The following is a 23,152-nucleotide window of genomic DNA, read 5'->3' as shown; positions in this document are numbered from 1 at the left end:
CTCTTTATTGGACAACCATTCTGGTAAACAGAACGTCGTCTAATTCAATGGCAAAATTATTTTCATTCAGTACTGTTGCTAGTAAAACTTGTGCTTCTTTTTGCAATAGTTGTAGATGGTTATTGGCTTGAAGCTGTTCATAGTCTTTATCTGCAAACATCACCATTAATGCATTTTTGATTAATGGGTCAGCTTCACGAATGGTTCTTTCTGCGTTTTCAGAGCGACTTTTTAATGCCATCTCTAGCAATAGATAATGAGAAGTGTCTTTACCTGGAACGGAAAAAATAAACTTTTCTAATGGATAGAATTTAGCGACCTTAGGTGCTGGCTCAAAAGCACCAAATGGTTCACCGATGATTTCTGGCGATTTCCAGCCGACATAGAACATGCCTGCAGACCATGAGAGAAAAACCAGTGTTAACACACTTAATTTACCGACTTTTTTATTACCAATAGCCATTGTTGTTTCCTTTTTAGGCGAGTAAATCAACCTGATCTTGTTTCGTTAATTCAGTGGCTTGGTGCTGCTCACTTGATTGAAATGCAATATTGTTTTCTTGACTGGGAATGACTTGCTGACGTTGCGTGTGTTGCTCAGATTGAGGCTGACCCATATCTAGGTCAATTTGACCGCCATGATCCATGGCGAGCTCCATTCGTAAACGATCTAACCCCATGAGTAAGGCATCGCGAACAGCTGGATTCGCTGCGTGCATTTGTACATGTAATCGATCGCCGTCTAAACGAATATTCAGCTCAACTTTGCCTAGTTCCGGTGGATCTAGTCTTAATTCAGCAGATTTTATTTGTTGATCAATCTGGAATCTGAGCTGATCCCTAAGCGGTGACATCATTTCATTCGCTTGTTGCAGCATAGGAGCGGATTGAGTTACAGAAACTGGACCCCATTGGCTTACAGTTTGGCTTTTACTATTCGTTTGTGTGAGTTGGTTAATCACTTGATTAATACTGTCTAGCTCAGCGTTAGCCGCATCGGCTGCATTGATGCTATTAACCAAAGCGGGCTGGAAATGAGTTTGACCAGAGACTGTGGTTGCAAATGACATTGGAGTTTGCGAGCCTGCTTGAAAGTCTGATGTTGGCATGCTGTTTTGCATCAAGCTATTTGAAGCCAAGCCATTGGCGGAGTTTCCATGCAGAGAAGATGGCGATGATTGAGTAGCTTGCATCGACAAAGATGTGTGCGAATTTGTCTTGCCAGCTTGCTGGTTTAAGTTTGCAAGCAATGCTGAAAGTTCAGCGCTAAGCGGCTTAGATTGTGCCGATATTAGACTTGATAAATCTGCCATGCCGTTCTCTGATTTCGCCGCTAGAGAAGCTTGTTCAGACAAAGCACTAAAAAGTTGAGGGTGCTGCTTTAACTCAGGCATAAGATGTTCTGGAATAGATGATATTACGGCTGATTGCGATGAAGCCGATTTTGCTAAACCCGATTGGGGTGCTTGAGATTCAGGCATCACAAATCCCATTACGCCAAGTTCACTATTTTCTGAATCGAATGGACGAAAAGCTTGTTGTGATGAGCTTGTTCCCGAGTTTGAGAACGATGCTAAATTGGGCATGTTATTAATCATAAATTTCACCACATAAACTGGTTAGCTTGTATGCTGAAATGCCGTCTTTAGTTGCCTGAAATTGTTTCATGTCAGAACTAATAGACTCTTTCTCAGCTATCGCTTGTGCAATAACACTTTGATGCACTTTAGCTAAAGATTGCCTTGCCAATAATTGCGATCGGGTTTTGGGTTTGCCTTGAACGGTGAGCGCCATCATCATTAACTCGTTCACCTTTTCTACTTTTTGCCAATCTTTTAAATTGGCGTATTTCACAAGGGCAACTTCAAATTGTTGCCATTGGTTAGTTGAGGTTTGCCCAGCCGGCTCTGACATCTGTAATGACCTTAATTACGGGGGTAAGCTCAGTGATGCTATTTTCAACACTAGCTGTCACCAATTGACGACTGCAGTAGTCGTATAAGCGGTTTAGTGAGGTGGCAACTTCGCCACCATTTTCAAGATCCAACATGGAATCTAAACCATGAACAATGTTGAGACATTTATTGATACTTTTACCTTTATCTTCATAGCTCTTACGTTCCATAAAGCCACTGGTTCGCTCTATTTCTTCTAATAAACCATCAAGCAGCATCCGCACCATTTCATGTGGGTTCGCTGAGGCAACTCTAGCGTCTAATGTGGTTTGCTTATAAGCATTAAAAGGATCATATTCGTTCAACATTGTTCATTTATTCCTAATTAAAATAGGCCACTAGCCGTATTTAACTTGTTAATGGTGTTTTCCATGGCGGTAAATTGAGTCAGCAAAATTTGGTAGCGTTGGCTCATGCGTTTATCGTGAGTAGACATGTTGTCTTCGATTTGAGCCACTTGAGAGTCAAGGTTCTTCTGTTTTAAATCGATGTAACCGTTGTTTTTGGTAAACGGGTCAATAATCGAATCGATTCTTTCAATGTAACCGCCGTCGGCAGTAAACATTTCTTTAATAGCATCAGAGTCACTAGAAATTGCTTGTGATAGCTTGTCTTCATCAATTGAAAGCATGCCGTCACGGCCCATTTCAATGCCGATATCAGATAGGCGCATGCCATTAGGTGATTCATCGAAAACGGCGTTACGAACACTGTTTTGCAGCATGCGTAGGCTTGAATCGCCTTTTAAAATCCCGAGTTGATCTTCGGTGACCGATGAGTTTTCATCATCATCATCATCATCGTCATCATCATCTTTATCTTTGTCGTCATTGATATCATCTAATACTGAGCTACCCATTGAGCGCGTCAGCTGATTGAGTTGAGTCATTAATTCATTAAAAGAGTCAACAAAATCGCTAACGGCTTTTTCAGTACCTTCGGTGTCAGAAGCGATAGTGATAGTGGCACTTTCACCGACAGCGTGAGTTTTTTTAAGCTCAATGTTAACGCCATCAATCACGTTATCGAGGTAATTACTGCTGCTGGTAATATCGATTCCGTTAAGCGTGAACTGGGCATCTTGCGCTGCAATGCGTTCCTGTGTTCCCCAGTCAACTCCACCCATTTCCATGGTAACTGTGCTATTTTCGCCGGTTTCTTCTGAGGTGAGCATTAGCTCAACTTGGCCACCCGTACGCACTAAAGAGGCTTGAACACCTGGATTGTCAGGGTGGTTATTAATGGCATCACGTAAATCACCAACTTTTGCGTTACCTGAAGAGTTAAGTTCAGCAAAATCAATATCAATGGTATTGCCACCAACATCGATGCTGACCACACCTGTTGTAGGTAGAATTTCGTCTTCGCTTGCGAACGACTTAGTGATTTGATGAGCTTGAGCCAGTTGTTTTACATATAAATCGTACACACCAGCGGGCGCATCACTGTCTACCGTGATGGTGGCACTATCATCACTAATCTCAGAACTCTTACCTTCAAACCCATCACCACCTAATTTGTCCAGATTACTGGTCATTTTATTTAAGGTGCTTTCTAAAATTTTATACGCGTCAATCTGCGCTTTGCTGTTGGTTAAATTGGTTTTATACAACGCATCTTTACTCATTCGCTCTGCAGCAACTAATTGCTCAGCAAATGAGGCGGCACTCATACCAGAAATCATGGCAACTCCTATTGTCTAACTGACCTAAATGGCAATCTTTATGCCAATGATTAAGTTATTGTTTAATAGCTGTTTTTTGTTTTTTCGATTGTCATGTCGGTTAGGCAACTTCCGTTTTGTTGAACCTAATGGAAGCTGGGCTTCCGTAAGATTCACCGAGTGTCGAAAAAGAATTTATATCAGTGATTAAAGGCGACAGGGATAATAGGTGGCTGAAGTCTAGGTGATATTTTTATTAATAAAATTAATGTGTTGTGGCTTTTCTTGATGTTAATTTTAAATTGGTGGGGATTGTGCTGAAGGTTCTAAAATACAAAAGGGCCTTTCGGCCCTATATAAATTTACGTTATTTCTCGTTTAAAGAAATATTATAGTAAACCCATCACTAAACCAGTGTTTTGGTTTGCATTAGCTAGTACAGAAGTACCTGCTTGCACTAGTAACTGGTTTTTAGTCATGTTAGCTGATTCAACAGCGAAATCTGCATCCATAATACGACCAGCAGCCGCTTTAGTGTTTTCAGTTACGTTCGCTAAGTTTGATTCTGTGTGGCCTAAACGGTTGATGTTAGCACCAAGTGTAGAACGCTCAGTACCAACATTCGTGATGAAATCATCAAGGTTATCAATTGCAGTTCTTGCTGCATCGCCGTCAGTTAGGGCATCAGTAACACCAGCTAAGTTAGCTTTATCCACTGCTACATCTAATGTTTCTGCTGAACCAGCACCAATTTGGAAAGTAACACCAGCACCATCTAAAGCATCAAAAAGTGTATTACCTGAGTATTCAGTTTCATCAACAATACGGGTAATTTCTGCAGTTAGCTCTTGGAATTCTGCATCAAGTGCTGCTAAATCTTCAGCTGAGTTCACGCCGTTAGCAGCTTGTGTAGCAAGTTCTTTTTGACGCATAGCAATTGTCGTTAACTCTTCAAGTGCGCCATCAGCAGTTTGTAGCATAGACGTTGCATCGTTAACGTTACGGCTAGCTTGCTCCATGCCCGTTACGTTTGCGTTTAAACGAGTAGCAATTTGTAGACCAGCAGCATCGTCAGCTGAGCTGTTGATGCGAAGACCTGTAGATAAACGCTCCATTGCGTTAGTCATTAGATCGTTGCTTTTAGTTACTGAGTTTTGAGCGATGTTCGAAGCAGTATTAGTATGAACAGATAACATAATGTCTTCCTATAGGATTAAAGTTATTGGTGTTACCACTAATTAAAACGACACTGGAAAACGAAACTTAATCCTAGATCGAAAAAAATGATTATTTTTTAAAATAAAAAACTCTATTAATTTCAGAGGGCTTAGGTTTTCAGGTTTTAGGTAGGGCTTAGTCTTTAAGGCTTAGGCTTTAAGGAGAAGGTTATATGGATTCGTGGGTTATCAAAGGGCTAAAAGCAATTGAAGCAAGGTAATGAAGGCAAGTAACGAAAGCTGAGGTGAATATTACCTTGATTATTGCTGTGTTTATGACACTAGCTGTTCTAACTATAGTGGTCAGCATCCTTTGACCACATGTATTCTTGAGCGGGTATATTTAGATCTAAAAATCTATTTTTACCGCAATCAGATTAATGGTGGGTGTGTTCAATAAAACCTTGGTTAATTATTTTTGATATAAAAGGGTCATTTTCCATATCGCCAATGTCAGCATAATCGACACTATAGTAACTGTCCCATTCACTTAGTAAAGCAGTGTATCGTTTGGCATTGTTAAGTTGAGTCATATGCATTTCAGTGCGGTGTTTACCTTGGATTATTACCACACTTGCAGGCTGATTAATCGCAGGTATCCAACTTAATTCAATGTGATATTCACCTATCTCGCCTTGGTATTGATTGACCTTAAAGCCTTCAAACTCACTCTCAGTCGACTTTGTTAATGTTTCAAGCCACTGTGACGGAAGCATTTCTGTTACTTGCTGCCATGTTTTACGTGCTTGAAGTGCACCTAAGTCACTAAAACTATAGTGTATGCTTCTGTTAGCCTCGGTAAAGTGGCGAAACATTTCAGGGCGATCAGCTTGACGTACAAGCCAGTGCTCAATGACGTTGGTATTCGGATCGTCATTAAGTACCGTTTTTATCGCGTGTTGTTGATATCGACCGAATTCGACTTGTTGAGTATGTGGGTGGCCATGGTCATTTTTAGTGATGCTGTAATTGGCACTAAAACAGGTTTCAGTTATTTCTTCATCATTACAGGCGAAAGCACCAAATGATGTGGCTGATAGCAATAGTGAGCTTAATAATAGTTTTTTCATGATGAATCTCTAATTGCGGCCTTTACTAAGCAAAGGCCGCTTTTTTAGGGTTAATTTAATGCGTTTTCGGCATTTTCAAGTAGGTTGCCAGCATGTTCCATGATGTGGAAAAGCGTATTTTGCTCCATCACGCCACGAACCAGTTCAGCTCCTGGACCTGTTGCAAAAATACCAACATCTTCACCTGCATGAGTTTCAACTAACATCGGAACTAGTGCCTGTTGGTAATAACCATCACTAGCAGAATCACTAACAGAAGGGTCAAGACGGCCTTCACTGTCAAATGAGCCGTCAGTTGGGCCACCTAATCCTGGGATGAAGATTGGAAAGCCTGTGCCGCCATTAATACTATTGGCATAGCCTAATGTTGTGTAAGGTTTACCATCGTCGGCTAATACGACTTGATCATTACCGTCTACGACTAAGCCTAGAATATCGTTACCACGTTTTGGATAGCCCGCCATAGTGAAGGTGTGCGAGTGATCCGCAGTCACAATAATCAAGGTTTCATTTTGAGTTTCCTTAGTCATTTCAATGGCTGCCTCAATTGCGCGGTTAAATGCCATAAAATCGTATAAGGCATTTTTAGCTAAACCAAAGTGATGACCGTGATCAATACGACCCGCTTCAACCATTAGGAAGTAGCCTTGATCATTTTGCTGAAGCACGTTTAGTGCTGCAGTAGTCATATCTGCAAGTGAAGGTTGATCGGTTTCTTCTTCTCGAACCAATTCGAAATCAAGATGACTGTCGTTAAATAAACCTAGTAATGGCTTTTCTTGCCCTGTTAGCATCGCTAACTCGTCACCATTGCTGACATATGCGCCGGTGTCACCATAAGCCTCTTGCCATTGCTCGATTAAGTCTCCCTCATCGCGCTTGCCACCACCAAAAATACCAGTCTTTGGTAAAAAGTAATCTCGGCCACCACCCAAAATCACATCCATGCCAGAATCTAATGTGGTAGTTAAACCTGCGTAGCTGTTATCAAACTTATGTTGGTACTCAATGAGTTGCTTGGCTAAGTCAGGCACACACATAGTGTCATTGTCGCCAATGTCTGCCGCATCATATTCCCAGTTACGGTTTGGGCTATAGCCATAGGTACCAGCTGGAGTGGCGTGAGTTACCCCAGTTGTTGTAACAACACCCGTAGATTTACCGGCTATTTTGGCTAAATCCAGTGCGGTAATTAACTGATGAGATTGAATATCATCACAATTGTTGTAATGGACATTTTCATCTAAACCTAGAACAGCTTGACGGTTTTTAACCCCTGTCATCATTGCTGTCATTGTGGCAGCAGAATCGGCTGTCTGAGCATCGGTATTGTAGGTTTTAGAGAGTGCGGTATAGGGGAATTGTTCAAACACCACTTGATGCTCTTCGCCTAATTTACCTTGCATTTGTCCTTCTAAAATACGACCCGCTGTGATGGTAGAGATCCCCATACCATCGCCGACAAATAAAATGATATTTTTGGCTTTGCCTTTACTATCGACCTGTTCGCCAGCGGTTGATTTAATAGAAGCAATATAAGCGTCACCGTCATCAAACCATGGGTTTACCACATCTGGATTATTGATTTCAGGATCTGAAATTGACCAGCCCCAGTTAGGATCTTGCTCTGGTTCTTTATCAGAGGAGCTGGAATTACAGCCACTTATTAATAAACTGGTACTGATTGCTGTGATAAGTAGTTTTTTATTAAAGTTCATTAGTTCTGTTCCGCTGATTGATAACGTTGTCCGTCAAGCTCTGCAGCTTGATTGATGATATGAAATACAACGCTCTGTTCGACGTTGCCGCGGGTTAGGTAGGCGCCGGGGCCGGTGGCATAAATACCCACATCTTCACCGGCATGTGTTTCTGATGATAATGGGACTAAGGCTTGTTGCAGGTAGTTTACGTGGGTAGGGTCAATGCCATCTTCACCTTGCACACTTGGGTCTACTCGCTTTCCATCTACCCATGAAAGTGCAGCGCCTGGGCCATTGGCATATGCCAGTGTGGTGTATCCGTAGTCATCTAAAGTGTCAACGATTCCATCTAAACCTTGGCCATCGTATGATTCTGAAATACCTAAAATCGGGTTGCCACGTTGTGGGTAACCAGCCATTGTCATTACGTGAGAATGGTCAGCAGTAACAACAATTAATGTATCTTCAGCAATGCCCATATCGTTTAAGTATGCTTGCGTATTGGCTATGGCATCAGAAAAAGCGATAGTGTCATGTAATGCACGAGCTGCATTACCTGCATGGTGACCATGGTCAATACGACCCGCTTCTACCATTAAGAAGAAACCGTTTTCTTGCCCCTTAGCATTGTTGGCTAACAGCTCAACTGCGGCTGTGGACATTGCAGATAGCGATGGTTCAGGATCTTCAACTGGAGTGCCATTGTTATCACCGTAGTAATTAACTTCACGGTCAATGTCGTAATCCATATGGCTCATGTTAAATAGACCCATGACACGTTCAGCGTTACTGAAGTCAATCTCGCTGAACTCACTGCCTTTTGATATAAACTGGGCACCTTCGCCAAAACGTTCTTGCCACTCAGCGGTAAGATCGCGCTCATCATTTCGGTTCCCCCCATCAGCACTAGGGATAAATTCACGATGCCCACCACCTAATATCACATCCATAGGGGCAGCATCTTCAACCAGTTGCAACGCTATATCTTTGACTAAACCTTCACATTCCTCAGCAACATTGGCTTCCCAATCTCGGTGACCAATATGAGCGTATGCTCCGGCAGGTGTTGCGTGGGTAACGCGTGCGGTTGTAACGACACCAGAAGCCTTACCTTGGGCGACAGATAGCTCTAATGCTGTGTTGAGTTTTTCGCCTTCAAAAGCACAGCTACCGAATTCAATATTGTCCGATAGGTTGATTACGCCAGCTTTGGTTTTTACACCTGTCATCATGGCTGTCACTGTGCCTGCTGAATCAGGTGTTTGTTGATCTGTGTTGTATGTTTTAGCTAAACCGCTATATGGAAACTTTTCGAAGCTAAGTGCATTTTCTTCACCTGTTTCACCACGAAGTTGCCCTTCAAGAATTCGGGCTGCAGTTTGAGTGGTAATACCCATACCGTCACCAATAAATAGAATGACATTTTTGGCTTTTTGCGTATTCGGCTCATGTTCACTATTAGTCGTTACGAGTTCACTCGCTTCAGTAAACCAAGCACTACTAGATTGATTATCAGGTAACAACGTAGCCTGTGCCACAGAGCCATATAAACTAGCGGTAATGAATAGCGCTAGGTGACGGGGTCTTAACATACAAATTAATCCTCGATTGATTACTTTATCTATAGATGGGGATGGTTGTTTTTTGAACTCGCAGGGATGATAAGAGAAGCAGGTGACAATTAGGTGTCAAAAATATTTATAAAAAATTATTTAAAATCAACACTTTGATACATCTGTTGTTGGCTTGGTTTGAGGAGCAAGGTAGGTGAAGAATTGATTAATGATAAAAATACTTTTCGGTTGTTGTGACTATCAGTTAGCAGTGCTAAAGCAATTATAGAAAATTTTTGAGGATGATAACTATGATGGAGAATTTATGGCTTAACAATATTGTGTAAAGTCATTTGCGGCTAGCTAGACTAGCTAGCCGCTATAATATTGTTGAATAAGTATATGCTGTATTGACGTTTAGTGAGGCATTTAGAAGAGTTAATTTGAAGTACGCCAGATTTGGCACTTAAGGCTATTTTTTTAGCAACGACGAAACATGATCGCGGCTGACATTTGCTTGTGCCATTAATGAGGTCACTTGGGATGAAAATGGATTTGGCTGCATAACTTCTTTTAGCTTTGCCAAATTCATATCAAGGTTGCCGTGAAGCTGCTCTTGATGATTGGCTCGTTTTAATTGCTGCTGCACTTTTTGCTTACTGGTACGAAGTTCAACCAGTTGCTGGTTGACCTTTTGCAAGCTTTTAACCACTTTAACTTGGGTTTGTTTAATATCTTCAGCTTTGTCAAAACGCCATTCTTTCGGATCTTGCCATGACAGTATTTCAACCACTTTGACTGTGCGTGCTTCACCTGCAGGTAAGCGCTGGCCTTGACCTGACATTAATAAGCCCGCTTGAATCTGAAGCCAGTCGGCATGATCTGAGCTGAGCATCGCGGCATTACGAGCAGGCGCCTGTACAGTAATCCCTATGTCTTTAAACGCATTTGTCAGTTGTTTAGCCAAAAATTGGCTATTTTGATGTGCAGGTAAAAAAGCGCGAGCATTATTTTCACCATACTGAATTGTGATTCGCTCATCGCGAGATTTAACGCCAATTAAATCGACAGATTTTAACTGGAAAAAATGTTTAGCCGCTGGGCGCTTAGCGTTAATCAGATTAAGCTGATGATCCACTAAAGGCTGTTGCAGATAGCTAATATCGAGTGCCACAAGTTGCTGCTGAATTTGCTTGGCAGTATCTGTTTGCTGCTCGGTTAAACCAGATTGTGGGCTGGCATTATTTAGCGGTACTTGAAGCTCTTTTAATAATTGCGAAACTTGTAATAACCCTTGCTCAGCCACTTGGTTTGCTGAGATAGCATGTTGACCTTGGGTCACTTTAGCCCACTTTTGATAACTGGCAAGTCGGTGGGTCGGAATGGATGGTACTGCTTTAGTCGCAGCGGGTTTTGTGTCGTGCACAGCAGTAGGTGCAGGCGCAACCGTTTGGTTGCGCTGCAGTACATTTAAACTTTCCGATATACCTTTAAGCATGGGTTTTACTGACTAACTTACATGTGATTGAACAATGATAACTGACTCACTTGTACAAAAGATTGCTGGGTCACCTGTAATGTGGTCAACTTCAAATTAAACTCGGCGGTGGCTTGAGCGTAATCTAAGCCTTCGGTCTCTCCGATGACTTCTTCACTGAATAAGATGCGTTCAGTGTGGCTGGTTTGCATTAGGCTTAATGCATTTTGCTTACCACCAATATCGGTAATTGCGCCACTAATAGAGGCCAGTGAATCATCAAGTGCAGCAATCATATCGTTGGCGGCTTGTGCAAAAGCGTCATCACCTGGCGATAAATCAGGATTATTCAATACATCAATAAACTGTTTGGTTTGGTTGAGAATATCCGTGCCGCCGCCAGAGAATAAAAACTCTTGTGCAGTCACGTTACCTGTCATCCAAGCTGAACCTGATATTTGTACTTCACGGTGGCCATCATCGCCTTGATAGAAATAGTTACCATCGGCATCAATTCCAACTGGCGGTGTGCCCGTTTCATTACCTGAAAAAAGATAATTACCGCCATCATCTTTAGCATTAACGACGTCAACAAAAGACTCTAATAACTCGCTGAGTTCTGCAGCGTATGCAGCTCTGTCTTCAGGAGAAAGTGCACCGTTGTTCGCGCCAATGGTAATTTCACGCATCCGAGCTTGCAGGTTGGTCATGCTAGAAAGGTAAGTTTCTGAGCGATCTAAACTTGTGCTTAATGATTCGGTATTCTTTAAATACTGTGAAGTCGAGGCCAAATCTCGTTGAGTGGTAATGACTTTAGCCATGCCAATAGGGTCATCTGAAGGACGTAAGATAGACTTACCAGTCGCCATTTGTTGGTTAACCTTAGCAACATCACTGGTTAAGTGTTGCATGCTCAATAGATTTTGGCTGTACATATTCATCGTGCTAACGCGCATTACAGAATTCCTTCAATTAGACTGACAGTAAAAGGGTTTGGAACAGTTGGTCAGCAGTTGAGATGACCTTGGCATTGGCTTGATATGACTGTTGATAAATAATCAAGTTAACGCCTTCTTCATCCATGCTGACACCACTGGTGCTGGCCCATTGTGATTGGGCTTCCATTTGCAGCTTAACGGCAGTGTCTTGCGCCATTTGTGCCTGACGAGAAGCCGAACCCAATTGTCCCACTTTACTGGCAAATACATCGCCCATAGTGGTGGTCACGCCCATAGAATCAAAGGTGAATTCAGTATTTGCAAGCTCAACTAAATTCTTTAAGTTTTCGTTATCACCAGGCGTACCATCTTTACCAAATGCGAGCATTTCAGCGGTAAAACCATCGCTGATTTTAATAGTGCCTGCTGGATTTGATGGGTCGTATGTGAATAGGTCGATGGTGGGTGTCTCACCATTTAAATCAGTACCTTCACGTAAGATTTTATTAAATTCGTCAGCAACGGTTTGGGCTAATTCATTGATAAATTCCATTGACTCTGCAAGGCTAGTATCGCGGTAATCTAACAAGGCGCCAAAGCTGCCGCCTGCCGATGCATCAATCGGAAAAGTAGAGTTACCAAACTGAAGACTGACTTGCGATAACTGTGGGTTATTCGGGTCTGGTTGAGTTGAAAGCGTCGACGATTTTGTACCTGATACTAGAGGTTGTCCTTGGCTTAACGAGATGTTCTTCATCCCTTGAGAGTCTTCAACAACGCGAATATCAACGATCACTGCTAAGTCATCAATGGCGGCGTCACGGGCGTCAAGTAATGCCATCGGAGGATTGCTACCACTAGACTGAATTTCTGCATTAAAGCTGGCGATAGTTTCCAGTAAAGCGTTAACTTCTTTAGCGGATGCACCCAATTGACCATCAATTTGTTTTAACTGCGAGTCGATACCATCGTTAATAGAGTTAAAGCGCTGGGTAAGAGCACGAGATTCATTGAGTACACTTTGACGATGAGCAATTTCATTGGGTTGCTCCATGGCTGAATTCAATGAGGCAAACAGTAAATCAAGACCTGCAGAAATGCTGTTACCTTCAGAGCCAAAAATCTGTTCTGCTTGGGTGTAATAACTGGCTTGAACACTGGTAAAGCCGACGTCACTGGTGGTATTCCAAAGTTGAGCCACTTCATATTGATCTGATATCCGGCGCACGCCATCAACCATTACACCCATGCCACCGCCATAGGTATTACTGCCTACTGAGCTCATTAATACAGACTGGCGTGAGTAACCTGGCACCATCGCATTGGCAATGTTATTTGATGTGGCATTGAGCGCCGCCATACTGGCATTAATGCCCGACATACCAATATTTAGCATGCTCATATCTAATCCTCATTTCACAACGGCAAATCACTGCCGTGGTTATTTATTCGGGGTGGCCATTAGTGGAATATTGAGCGCTGGCTGCATGGCGGTGGTATTCACCGGCAACACTGGTTGTTGCTCTGTGCTTGCAGACGTTGTGGCTAGCGTATTCTTTACTTGTGTGGCGTGTTCGGTTTGGTTATTAGAAGCGACACTATCAGGTGTCGACTTAAGCGCTGCCGACAATTGTTTTGTCATGACGCTAGCAAGTCCGGTGCTTTGCAGTTGACTTAAACGTCCTGCTAATTCAGCGTCATGCCAATCTCGGTACATGCCGTCGTTTTGCGATGATAGCGGGCTGTCTTTATCGGCCATCACATCAGAGGCCGAACGCATTTGTTTTAGCACTGTTTGCAAAAACTGCGCTTCAAACTGTTGGCTCACAAGTTCCAGTGCGCCATGTTCGCCATTGGCTTCAATTAAGTCTTTGGCATTGAGGTTATTTAAATAACCGTGGTTGTTATCTAATTTCATTAAATCACCACCAATTCAGCTTCTAGGGCGCCAGCTTCATCCAGCGCCTGCAAAATGGCCATTAAGTCCATTGGCGAAGCGCCGAGACTATTTACAGCCCGCACCACATCATTTAATGCGATGCCCTCTGGCCAAACAAACATATGGCCGTCACCAGTATCTATGTCAATTTCACTATCACTACCCACAACAGTTTGCCCCTGGCCTTGCCCGATAAAGGGAGCATTAGGTTGACTGACAAATTCTTGTTCAACAATCGACACCACTAAATTGCCATGGCTCACCGCGGCTTTACGGACCACGACATTACCGCCCATAACCACGGTGCCTGTTCGACTATTAAAGACCACGCGGGGGGATTTTCGACCTTGGGCAATTTGCAGTTCTTCTAAAATCGACATAAAGGTGACGCGCTCGCGATTTGACTGTGGAGCACGTACCAATACTTTTGCACTGCTGTCAGCTTCAGCGACATCAGGGCCAAATAAATCATTCACAGCGCGCTCAATATTGCGCGCGGTTTTAAAACTAGGGTCGCGCAGGTTTAACACAATATGTTCACTTTCGTTGAAGTTACTGTGTATTTCCGCTTCCAGTAAACCACCGTTGGGAATTCTGCCGACAGTGGGAACATTAATAGTCAGTGATGTGCCATTTCGGCCTTGAGCCGAAACGCCGCCAACTACTAAGTTACCTTGAGCAACAGCGTAAACTTCGCCATCTACCGCGCGAAGCGGGGTCATTAACAATGTACCGCCACGTAGACTTTTGGCATCACCTAGTGATGACACCGTGACATCAATAGTTTGCCCAGGACTTGCTAGTGGGGGAATGTTGGCGTGCACTGCTACGGCGGCAACGTTTTTCAATTTAGGGTCGGTTCTATCATCGATTTGAACGCCGAATTGCTTCAACATATTCACGATTGATTGGCTGGTGAAACGCACTTGGGTTCGATCCCCTGTGCCATCTAAACCCACAACCAAACCGTAGCCCACCAGTTGGTTATCACGGATACCTTGTACATCAACAATATCCATTAAATAACGGTTTTGAACAGCCTGTTCACCTTGTGGTGCAGCGGCGGCTTGAAATGACATGAGAGTCATTAATACGCTCGCAAAAAACGCGATAGCTTGTTTCATTTCACGCTCCATGCCAGTGCTACAACAGGGGCACTAACAACATTAAATATAAAGACGTTCATTGGTAATTTTACGTTCATTACAGTGGAAACCACGGGCTATTAAAGTAACGTGATGCCCAGCCCATTTGATTGCTATCTGAAATTGCGCCTTGGCCACCATAGATGATCCGTGCATCAGCAATTCTCTGTGATGAAATCGTATTATCGTTGCCAATATCATCGGTGCGGATAAGGCCCAATAAGCGTAGGTATTCGTCACCTTGGTTTAGTCTTAGCCATTTTTCACCGCGAATAAGCAGGGCACCGTTGGGTAACACTTTGGCTACCGTGACAGTAATTGAACCAGTTAACTGATTTTGCTGGGTGCTGGAGCCTGTGCCATTAAATGATCGCCCCGTATCAGCGCCGCCACTGCCGCCAAAGCTACTGTTGCCTGATGACCCTTGTGCACCTATCGACATCGAGCTTTCTTTGTTGGTTTTGGTATCTGCTTTTTTACTTGAATAAGTTTTTTCATCCAGTGACACTGTTAAAATGTCGCCTTCACGAAATGCACGTTTATCCTTGAATAAAGTCAACATATACCCCTGACGGTACAAGCTACCGTTACTGGCTTCAGGTAAGCTGTAGTCAATTTCAGGAGGTGCCCATTCCGGCTTTCCTGGAGCAGTTTCAGGCTCTGGAAGGTGTGATGCACAACCTGCAAGTAGCAGTGCAATCGCAATCCAACTATGTCGTATCAAGCTCTTTGTTCTGTGCATCATAACGGTCAGTGTTAGCCTATTAATCAGAGCTAGCGATGTACATTTCGCTAGCGTTAACATTGCAATCCCTTGTTAAAGCCTTAAGTCAGTACTTGTTAGTTAAAGCTTTAAGCCAGTGCTACAGCGCTTGGTTTAAGAACTTCAGCATGTCATCTGACGAAGACACAACTTTGGCATTCATTTCATAGGCGCGTTGGGTAGAAATCATTTCAACCATTTCTTCAACCACGTTAACGTTGGCGCCTTCAAGAGAGCCTTGGCGGATTTGACCAATGGCTTGATCGCCTGCTATTCCTTCAATGGCAGCGCCAGATGCACCAGTTTCACGGTATAAGTTGTCGCCGCGTGCTTCGAGACCCGCTGGATTGGTAAAGTTAACTAGGGTGATTTGGCCTAATTCCTGTGCTTCTGCTTGCCCCGCCATTTGCGCAGACACTTGACCGTCTGAGGCGATAGTGACTGTTAATGCATCTTCAGGAATTTCGATGTTTGGCACTAATGGTAAACCTTGTGAAGTCACCATTAAGCCATCGCTGCTACGAAAAAACTGGCCGTCACGGGTATAGCCTAAGTCGCCGTTTGCTTCTTCAATTTGGAAAAAACCTTGGCCTTGAATGGCCATATCGAGCTGCTGACCTGTGGTGAGAATGTCACCAGTGGTAAAGACTTTTTGAGTACCAGCAACACGGGTACCTGTACCTAACTGAAGGCCAGACGGTAATTCGTTTTGCTCATCAACTTGGCCACCAGGCTGGCGCTGTACTTGATAAAACAAGTCATTAAAGGCCACTCGGTCACGTTTAAAACCTGTGGTGTTCACGTTTGCCAAGTTGTTGGCAATGGTGGTCATTTTGGTATCTTGTGCGCTTAAACCTGTTTTACTTACCCATAATGCAGACTGCATGATGTTATTCCTTCAAATTCTTTTTTGTCGTTTGCGCTGGCAATGTTTTATAAGTGACCAGCGCAAGTTTCTGAATGCTTTGTTAAATCAGCTGTTTTGAACAATAGCGAGCTTAGGCATCTCGAAGTAAGCGGTTGCCTGCTTCTGATAGCTTTTCTGCGCTTTGCATTAGCTTCACTTGCACTTCAAATTGACGGCTTAAGTCCATCGAGGCAATTAATTCACTGACGGCTTGGACATTGCTTGATTCAAGGAAGCCACTACGAACTTGGACTTCCTCATCTGCTTCTAAAGGCAAACCATTGTTGCTATAAAACAAGCCATCTTGGCCTTTGGTCATTTGCTGTAATTCAGGATTAACTAACTTAAGTTGACCAATTTCTTCAGTGATATTGCCCATGTCAGCGACAATGCTAATTCGGCCATCATCACCGATAAATAATTCACGGTATTCAGGGACCACAATGGGTCCTTCGATACCTGCCACAGGGCGACCATCAATGGTAAGTTGCCCCTGTGCATCAGGAACCACCACGCCAGAACGTGTATATGCTTCACCGTCAGCCGTCATCACACTGAATAACCCTTGGTCACTAATGGCAAGATCTAAGGTGCGTCCAGTTGGGTTTAGCGTGCCAGCTTGCTGGCTAAAGCCGCTGCTCTCAGTCTGGGCTAATACACGGGTGTGTAAGCTGTTACCAGTCGGCGTAATCGTTTTGGCATTCACGCGTTCAAGATCAGCTTTAAACCCTGTGGTATCAGCATTGGCCAAGTTGTTGGCTCTGATAGCTTGCGCTTCCATGACTCGGGTTGCGCCGCTGGCTGCGGTGTATAGCATTTTATCCATGGTTTACCCTTAAATAACGTTCAGCAATGCTTGCTGCATTGTTGAGTTAGCATCCAACACTTTCGCATTTGACTGGTAATTACGCTGCGCAGTCATCAAGTTAACCATTTCAGCGGTGTTATCGACATTTGAGCTTTCAAGGTAACCCGCATTAACTGAGCCTAAAGTGCCCGTTGTAGGGGTGCCAATCATTGGCTGACCGGCTGAGTTGGTGGCAACCCAAGCATTTTGACCCACAGGACTTAAGCCATTTGGATTGTTAAAGTCAGCTAGTACCACTTGGCCTTGTAACTGCTCTTCACCATTGGTATATGTGCCGTATAAGTTGCCGCCATCATCTAAACGAATGCCGTTAAGTTCACCAGAGGTGTAACCGTTTTGGCTTAGGCTTGAGTTGTTGTAGTCAGAGGCATATTGAGTGCTTTTATCGAAACTTAAGGCAAGCACCATCGCTGCAGCGCCACCTGTAATATCTCTTGGAATATCTAATTCAAAATCGGCACCCGCAGTCAGCAAGCCATTTTCATCGAATGACATTTGGTGACCGCCAGCAGGAGTAATATCGTCGTCGCCCATTACGTAATGTACCGACCACTCGTTATCTGCGGTTTTTACAAAGTATTGTGTTAGTGCATGCTCATTACCCTGTGAGTCGTAGGTCGTCACAGTGCTTGAAGAGTGGTAAGTCGATGCATCGTCTTTATCAAATGGGGTTTCAGCTTGATCGATTTCATCAACACGAGAGTCAAGATTTGACACTAAACCAATGGTGCTGGTGGCTGAAGCAGGAAGAGAGCCTGCCTGTACTTGAAGGTCTGTTACGTTACCATTTTGCAATTGTCCACCAGGACCGACACTGTAACCTTGTAAACGATTGCCCGCTGGGTCTGTCACATAACCGTTAGCATCTTGGTTAAACATACCAGCACGTGAGTACATTGTGCTGCCGTCTTGACCGCTTAATACGAAGAAACCGTCGCCTTGGATACCCATATCAAGTTGGCGACCTGTGTAAGCTAAGCTGCCCGCCATCGAGAAGTTTTGGCTGGTTGACATAGTGTTAACACCGCCTGGTTGGCCACCATTGTACACCGCGGCAAATTCACTGCGACCGCTACGGAAGCCCACAGTTGAGCCGTTAGCAATGTTATTACTGATAGTGTTGAGGTCTTGAGTTGTTGCTTGTAAACCACTTAATGCGATATTGAACGACATGGTGTAATCCTTTTAATTCGAGTTATGAGACTTCAGAGATTTCGAGTACTGAAACCGTACCGAGTCCGTTACCTAATTCGGCCATCATCACGCCAGAAGCGCTGACAAAATGTACTTTTTCAATGGTTGCTGCAATGAATGTATCGGCGGTTTCTGTGACGTCATCTGCAGTCATGTTAGCTTCGATACTGTATTCACCTGGCGGCAGATCGAGGGCTTCTGGGTCAATGGTAAAAGCCACATCGCCAGGCTCTTGTGAGCCAAGCTCTAAGGTGTGCACCACATCGCCATGTTCATCTAAAATATCAATGCTGAGTTCTTCGACGGCATTGCCTAAGTAAACTTTGCCTTCAACTGGGTCGGTATCTAACTCAAGTTCAGAGGCTGGAACCATGGCCGTTTTACCCACAAGCTGTGCTGATTGAACGATGGCTAAGTTTTCCATCATCACCATGCTGGTAGCTTGGTTTGCGCGCATATGTTCAAGACTTTCTACTTGTGAAAACTGTGCTAATTGAGTGACATATTCAGTGCCATCAATAGGGTTAGTTGGATCTTGATTCTGAATTTGCGCAATCATCAGTGTTAAGAATTCATTGCGAATAGATGAGGCATCATTACCCGGTGAATTCATCACTTCGGTGGCAGTCGCAGCTGGATCGCTACTTGTGGTACTTGGGGTCACGTTCATTATTTATTTCCTAGCTGTAATAGCCCTTGTTGCATTGAGCGAGCACGGTTCATTACTTCAACATTGGTTTCAAATGAACGACTCGCTGCCATCATGTCAGCCATTTCTTCAACGGTATTAACGTTGGAGTAGGCTACATAACCTTGCTCATCAGAAAAGGGATGGTCAGGCTCATAACGCATATCAAGTGGCGCATCAGTTTCGACAACTGCAGCTACTTCAACATGGGCTCCAGCAGCTTTACCTTCGTTGGTTTGGTTGTAAATAGTCGAAAAAACCGGTTTTAATGCGCGATAAGCATCGTCAGGGTTTTCTGCCGCAGCGCCTGCATTAGCAAGGTTACTTGCAACGGTATTTAAGCGAATTGTCTGTGCATGCATACCTGCGCCAGCAATGTTATAAATTTCACCAAATGACATATCAGTTCCTATTGTCCTTTATGTATTGAGCTTTGATTTATTGCCCTTCGATGGCTGAGCGTAAGCCGGAAATCTTCATGTTTAAAAATGTCAGGCTGGTTTGATAGTCCATGGCATTTTGCGAGTATCTAGCTTGCTCTTTACCAAGCTCTACTGTGTTTTGATCTGCTGAGGTTTGATAAGGCACACGATATGCAGTTTGATAATCGCGACCCACTTCCATACCTGCATTGATTTGAGTCATAACCGCTTTAAAATCCAAATCTTGAGCTTTATAACCGGGAGTTTCAGCATTGGCTAAATTACCTGCAAGCATCTTGCTACGCTCGACTCGAAAATCTAACGTTTGTGCGTGAATGCCTAAGGCGGTGTCGAGGTTGATAGCCATTAAAACTCCTAGTATGGTATGAACAATTTCAATATATGCCACGTCTATCCAATTAGTGTGCCAAAAGTTTAAAGCGAGTTTTATCAATGGTTTGTGGCTATTTAAGAGATAAGATCGGAACTGCTGTTTCCTATGTGGCACTCATGTGTTCCTGTTTGTTTCCGCTGACAAGCAGTGCCGAAGATCACATTGCGGCCACAAGGCAACTTGAGCAGACATTGACTCAAGTATTGGAAGCAGAATTACAACATTGGCAACGCCAAGCAGGGCTTGAATCGATTAAGCAAACCATTCAAGTTAACTTGCCATCAGGGGCAGCAAATCTACAAAAATGTCCCAATGGTGTGTCAATCGCTACTGGCTCAAGATTACCTTTTGGTAATGTGCAGCGCCGAGCGACTTGTGCAGAATTGGGTTGGAGTTTGTTTATTCGGGCAAGAGTGGATGTCACAGCAAATGTGCCTGTTGCAAATAGACCGCTAGCGCGAGGCGAGCAAATTTCAGCAGCGGATATTGAATTACAATGGCTCAAATTATCAGCGTCTGATAGAGATCTTATTACTAAAAAATCGCAACTTGTTGGCCATCAGGTCAGCCATAAAGTAAGGCGTTTTCGTGCCATTAAAGCTAGCCAAGTAACTAATCCACAATGGATTAATATTGGTGACTGGGTGGTGATAGAAGCGAGAATGAATGGTTTTTATGCCAATATGCCCGGTGAAGCGCTAGAGTCGGGCGGCCAAGGCTCGACGATTCGGGTACGTAACTTAAGTTCTGGCAAAGTGATTCATGTTTATCCCACAGAAAAAGGCCGAGTTAGAACCTTGTTTTAAGCCTATTCCTTCCAATTAACTTCGTTTAACCAATTTCTCATTGGATCAGTTGAAACAATGGGTTTTTCTGATGATTTTATTTTAGTTTTTTGTGACTTCTGCCGCCTATATATAGATATCGACGACATACATGGTGAACCATTATGGATATCAACAAAATATCGAGTCCAGTGACAGCGGACATGGGGACGACTAAGAGCAAATCTAATACTTCGCAACAACCTGAAGTAGCAGAAATAAAGTCACGTAAAATACCTGTGCAAAGCACCGTCAGCGATGATTGGAAACTCATTGAAAAAACACAGCCTGAACTGGCAAATATCAGTGACTTCAATGCTGAAAAGGTGGCTGAATTACGCCAAGCATTACAAACAGGTACGTTCAGTTTAGATGTGATAAAAATTGCAGAGGCGATGAAGCAAAATCATGGTTAACAGTGCAGACGTAGCGCCAAAAAAGAAGTTACAACCTGAAAAAGTATCCAAGCGTGAACAAGTACAAGGTTTACTGCGCGGAGTACGAGTTGATATCGACGGATACAAGCAACTCCATGCTTTATTAATCCGCCAACGTGAGTTAATGCAGCGCCGTGATAACGCTGGTTTAGCCGTTCACAATGAAGAGCAAACTAAGTTGTGTGAAGTGCTAATGGAACGCGCTAAGAAGCGTTCAATTACCTTGGTCGCGTTAGGTTTTACTGGCAACAGTAAAGGTATGGAAGACTTGATTGCAAGACTGCCACAAGCCAGTCAAAAACAAGTACTATTGTTGTGGAAAAACTTGGTTGAATTAGTGCGAGAAAGCCAACAATTCAACGAGCAAAACGGCAAGTTGTTAGTCAGCCAACAGGAAGTGATTAACTCTTTGTTGAACAAGCAACCAGAAAGTCAAAATGACTATGGGCATGCTAGGTAAAGACTTTTTGAAAAGGGTTAAAGTATTCCTGTAAATAAACAAAGCAGAGAGAGTGTAAAAGTCTGTTTTTTGGAAGTTTAAACTTTGCTACTCGTCTTTCTCTTTGTTTTTCTGCAAAGAGAGAGCTGCCCCAATAGCTATACCAACTCCAATACCCAAGCCTACATTCCCCAGCGCAACACCGATACCAGAGCCAATAGCTATCCCTACGCCAATATAAAATACTTTGGGATTATTAGTTGAATTGCCATTCTTGTTCCAATTACTCATTGAAGCTCCTGAGAATCTAATGCTTTGCTAGATTTTGCTATCTACTCCAGGAAAAACAACTGGAATAGTAAACTTTATACGCGATTCAGAGCGGTCTGAGTTATTTGATTGACCTCCAGCATTTAGCCCTATTGATGCTACAGATAATTTAATGCCAGCTTTAGTTTGTTCGCCTTGCTCTGCAACTACAGCTACATCAAACTCAACTTTTTCTACAACTCGAGTTTCATCACCTTCATTAATTGATGAACCAGTTCTTCCATAGGCTTGTGATTTATCTGTATTTACTCGAACATGTAGAGGGTTAATCAACGCGCCTGAGCCTCTTAATTCTTCATTTGCTTCATTTATTCCTTGAGAAATTTGTACTAGTGATTCTTTTACGAAATCTTTGAGAACCACGACTACCTCTAATGCATATAACACCGCAAATATGAAATTTATTTCTGTATTTACTATGTAAGTTATTGATTAATAATATCCTACTTTTCTTAATTGCTAGATGCAAATAAAGCTTTTTAGGTTTCAGCGGAATCTAAATCAAAGTCGTGGCGCTTCGCCCACACCCGACGAAAGGGAAACAACAGCATTTCCCTTTTCGATATCCCTTGCCGCTCCGACGAAGTGTTGTTCCTCATGCTATAGAGCGAATTTGCTAGCGCCTCAGATTCGCCATCCCTGGCACAATCTGAGGCTATGTCGGCGTCGATAGGCAGGATGCCTGAATGTCATGAAGTGCATGGATGCACGAGAATGACCTGCCTCCATCACGCAAATTAGCTCAACGCATTTGGACACTTCCAACGGAGACCATTGAGTCTGCAAACTCATTTGTTATTGCTAGTTTTAACTTAATTAATTCAGTGTGAATTAAAGATGCTTTTGACCTCCTTTGAATGTTCCATTTGAATTGAGGTAAGCAAGAAAATCGCGTGAGTCCAGACAAGGATGTCTGGCTAGCTTTCGAGGGGAAGGGACGCCCCATCGTAAGCGTTAGTGATTTTTGCAGCTTGCCTAAGAAGACTGCAAAAGAAGGTTAACGCTAGATGATTCTCCGTTGGAAATTTTGCTGTTTAAATTTCGCCGGAGCTGCGGGGTGTTCTAAGAGGGAGTCGCAGTTCACTCCCTTTTAGTCTGGTGTGGGCGAAGCGCCACGACGTTGACCTTAATCCAAACGAAGTTTGGAAATACAAAGAATCCTTACACCATAAAAGCTAGCAATTTTTGCTTCTAAAGTAAGTTCTGTGATTTCTTGATAAATAAGCTAG

26 protein-coding genes are annotated in these 23,152 nt (G+C 43.3%); 3 read left to right on the top strand and 23 right to left on the bottom strand.

The genetic code is table 11. From position 1 onward, the window contains the following. Positions 1–4 precede the first annotated feature (4 nt). The 21 genes from AC0L4E_RS17550 to AC0L4E_RS17450 form a co-directional block, all read right to left on the bottom strand. The gene (locus AC0L4E_RS17550; protein WP_473680581.1) at positions 5–463 is read right to left on the bottom strand and encodes a flagellar basal body-associated FliL family protein; all 459 of its coding nucleotides are present in this window, start codon (positions 461–463) and stop codon (positions 5–7) included. A 13-nt stretch (positions 464–476) separates the two neighbouring features. Continuing rightward, positions 477–1,598, bottom strand: a complete 1,122-nt coding sequence (locus AC0L4E_RS17545) for a flagellar hook-length control protein FliK (protein WP_473680579.1) — start codon at positions 1,596–1,598, stop codon at positions 477–479. Further along, positions 1,591–1,914 carry a hypothetical protein gene (locus tag AC0L4E_RS17540; RefSeq protein ID WP_473680577.1) on the bottom strand — a complete coding sequence of 108 codons (324 nt, stop codon included), beginning with the start codon at positions 1,912–1,914 and terminating at the stop codon, positions 1,591–1,593. Before AC0L4E_RS17540 ends, AC0L4E_RS17545 begins: the two co-directional genes overlap by 8 nt. Beyond that, the gene (gene fliS / locus AC0L4E_RS17535) at positions 1,883–2,263 is read right to left on the bottom strand and encodes a flagellar export chaperone FliS (RefSeq protein ID WP_473680575.1); all 381 of its coding nucleotides are present in this window, start codon (positions 2,261–2,263) and stop codon (positions 1,883–1,885) included. Before fliS ends, AC0L4E_RS17540 begins: the two co-directional genes overlap by 32 nt. Before the next feature lie 17 nt (positions 2,264–2,280). After that, on the bottom strand, positions 2,281–3,639 hold the full coding sequence (fliD, locus tag AC0L4E_RS17530) for a flagellar filament capping protein FliD (protein WP_473680573.1): 1,359 nt from the start codon (positions 3,637–3,639) through the stop codon (positions 2,281–2,283). A 368-nt stretch (positions 3,640–4,007) separates the two neighbouring features. Continuing rightward, entirely contained in the window at positions 4,008–4,814 is an 807-nt protein-coding gene (locus tag AC0L4E_RS17525; RefSeq protein WP_473680571.1) for a flagellin N-terminal helical domain-containing protein, read from the bottom strand. A gap of 398 nt (positions 4,815–5,212) precedes the next feature. Next, the gene (locus tag AC0L4E_RS17520) at positions 5,213–5,905 is read right to left on the bottom strand and encodes a hypothetical protein (RefSeq protein WP_473680569.1); all 693 of its coding nucleotides are present in this window, start codon (positions 5,903–5,905) and stop codon (positions 5,213–5,215) included. Between the two features lie 50 nt (positions 5,906–5,955). Continuing rightward, entirely contained in the window at positions 5,956–7,623 is a 1,668-nt protein-coding gene (locus AC0L4E_RS17515; RefSeq protein ID WP_473680567.1) for an alkaline phosphatase, read from the bottom strand. Beyond that, complete coding sequence (locus tag AC0L4E_RS17510) at positions 7,623–9,197, bottom strand: alkaline phosphatase (protein WP_473680565.1); 1,575 nt, start codon at positions 9,195–9,197, stop codon at positions 7,623–7,625. Before AC0L4E_RS17510 ends, AC0L4E_RS17515 begins: the two co-directional genes overlap by 1 nt. 433 nt (positions 9,198–9,630) lie before the next feature. Further along, positions 9,631–10,656 (bottom strand): hypothetical protein, encoded by a 1,026-nt coding sequence (locus AC0L4E_RS17505; RefSeq protein WP_473680563.1) that lies wholly within the window; start codon positions 10,654–10,656, stop codon positions 9,631–9,633. 17 nt (positions 10,657–10,673) lie between these two features. Continuing rightward, positions 10,674–11,591, bottom strand: a complete 918-nt coding sequence (gene flgL, locus AC0L4E_RS17500; protein WP_473680561.1) for a flagellar hook-associated protein FlgL — start codon at positions 11,589–11,591, stop codon at positions 10,674–10,676. Between the two features lie 16 nt (positions 11,592–11,607). After that, positions 11,608–12,975 carry a flagellar hook-associated protein FlgK gene (gene flgK, locus AC0L4E_RS17495; protein ID WP_473680559.1) on the bottom strand — a complete coding sequence of 456 codons (1,368 nt, stop codon included), beginning with the start codon at positions 12,973–12,975 and terminating at the stop codon, positions 11,608–11,610. Positions 12,976–13,014: 39 nt separating this feature from the next. Next, a complete protein-coding gene (locus tag AC0L4E_RS17490) occupies positions 13,015–13,491 on the bottom strand; it encodes a rod-binding protein (RefSeq protein WP_473680557.1) in 477 nt (158 codons plus the stop codon). Further along, positions 13,491–14,600: a flagellar basal body P-ring protein FlgI gene (locus tag AC0L4E_RS17485; RefSeq protein ID WP_473681732.1), complete on the bottom strand. Its 1,110-nt coding sequence runs from the start codon at positions 14,598–14,600 to the stop codon at positions 13,491–13,493. Before AC0L4E_RS17485 ends, AC0L4E_RS17490 begins: the two co-directional genes overlap by 1 nt. Positions 14,601–14,715: 115 nt before the next feature. Continuing rightward, entirely contained in the window at positions 14,716–15,399 is a 684-nt protein-coding gene (gene flgH, locus AC0L4E_RS17480; RefSeq protein ID WP_473681730.1) for a flagellar basal body L-ring protein FlgH, read from the bottom strand. A 121-nt stretch (positions 15,400–15,520) separates the two neighbouring features. Then, positions 15,521–16,306, bottom strand: a complete 786-nt coding sequence (gene flgG / locus AC0L4E_RS17475; RefSeq protein WP_473680556.1) for a flagellar basal-body rod protein FlgG — start codon at positions 16,304–16,306, stop codon at positions 15,521–15,523. 112 nt (positions 16,307–16,418) lie between these two features. Beyond that, positions 16,419–17,153 carry a flagellar basal body rod protein FlgF gene (locus tag AC0L4E_RS17470; RefSeq protein WP_473680554.1) on the bottom strand — a complete coding sequence of 245 codons (735 nt, stop codon included), beginning with the start codon at positions 17,151–17,153 and terminating at the stop codon, positions 16,419–16,421. A gap of 9 nt (positions 17,154–17,162) precedes the next feature. Next, positions 17,163–18,368: a flagellar hook protein FlgE gene (gene flgE / locus AC0L4E_RS17465; protein ID WP_473680552.1), complete on the bottom strand. Its 1,206-nt coding sequence runs from the start codon at positions 18,366–18,368 to the stop codon at positions 17,163–17,165. A gap of 22 nt (positions 18,369–18,390) precedes the next feature. Continuing rightward, complete coding sequence (locus AC0L4E_RS17460; RefSeq protein WP_220753324.1) at positions 18,391–19,059, bottom strand: flagellar hook capping FlgD N-terminal domain-containing protein; 669 nt, start codon at positions 19,057–19,059, stop codon at positions 18,391–18,393. After that, complete coding sequence (gene flgC / locus AC0L4E_RS17455; protein ID WP_285163610.1) at positions 19,059–19,478, bottom strand: flagellar basal body rod protein FlgC; 420 nt, start codon at positions 19,476–19,478, stop codon at positions 19,059–19,061. Before flgC ends, AC0L4E_RS17460 begins: the two co-directional genes overlap by 1 nt. Positions 19,479–19,515: 37 nt before the next feature. Continuing rightward, positions 19,516–19,866 (bottom strand): flagellar basal body rod protein FlgB, encoded by a 351-nt coding sequence (locus AC0L4E_RS17450; RefSeq protein WP_220753326.1) that lies wholly within the window; start codon positions 19,864–19,866, stop codon positions 19,516–19,518. Between the two features lie 155 nt (positions 19,867–20,021). Here AC0L4E_RS17450 and flgA point away from each other — a divergent pair, with 155 nt between their 5' ends. From flgA to flgN, 3 genes are all read left to right on the top strand, one after another. Continuing rightward, the gene (gene flgA / locus AC0L4E_RS17445; protein WP_473680549.1) at positions 20,022–20,699 is read left to right on the top strand and encodes a flagellar basal body P-ring formation chaperone FlgA; all 678 of its coding nucleotides are present in this window, start codon (positions 20,022–20,024) and stop codon (positions 20,697–20,699) included. Between the two features lie 143 nt (positions 20,700–20,842). Next, positions 20,843–21,133, top strand: a complete 291-nt coding sequence (flgM, locus tag AC0L4E_RS17440; protein ID WP_473680547.1) for a flagellar biosynthesis anti-sigma factor FlgM — start codon at positions 20,843–20,845, stop codon at positions 21,131–21,133. Beyond that, positions 21,126–21,614, top strand: coding sequence for a flagellar export chaperone FlgN (flgN, locus tag AC0L4E_RS17435; RefSeq protein WP_473680545.1), 489 nt, complete (start codon positions 21,126–21,128; stop codon positions 21,612–21,614). Before flgM ends, flgN begins: the two co-directional genes overlap by 8 nt. Before the next feature lie 87 nt (positions 21,615–21,701). On the opposite strand, the gene AC0L4E_RS17430 is transcribed toward flgN, so the two are convergent. Both AC0L4E_RS17430 and AC0L4E_RS17425 read right to left on the bottom strand, forming a co-directional pair. Then, positions 21,702–21,884 carry a hypothetical protein gene (locus tag AC0L4E_RS17430; protein WP_473680543.1) on the bottom strand — a complete coding sequence of 61 codons (183 nt, stop codon included), beginning with the start codon at positions 21,882–21,884 and terminating at the stop codon, positions 21,702–21,704. Positions 21,885–21,911: 27 nt separating this feature from the next. Next, the gene (locus tag AC0L4E_RS17425) at positions 21,912–22,286 is read right to left on the bottom strand and encodes a hypothetical protein (RefSeq protein ID WP_473680542.1); all 375 of its coding nucleotides are present in this window, start codon (positions 22,284–22,286) and stop codon (positions 21,912–21,914) included. Positions 22,287–23,152 lie beyond the last annotated feature (866 nt).

Source organism: Shewanella sp. GJ50-10 (assembly GCF_055808815.1).
The sequence above is the reverse complement of the archived record's forward strand: the minus strand, read 5'-3'. Positions and strand labels throughout refer to the sequence as shown.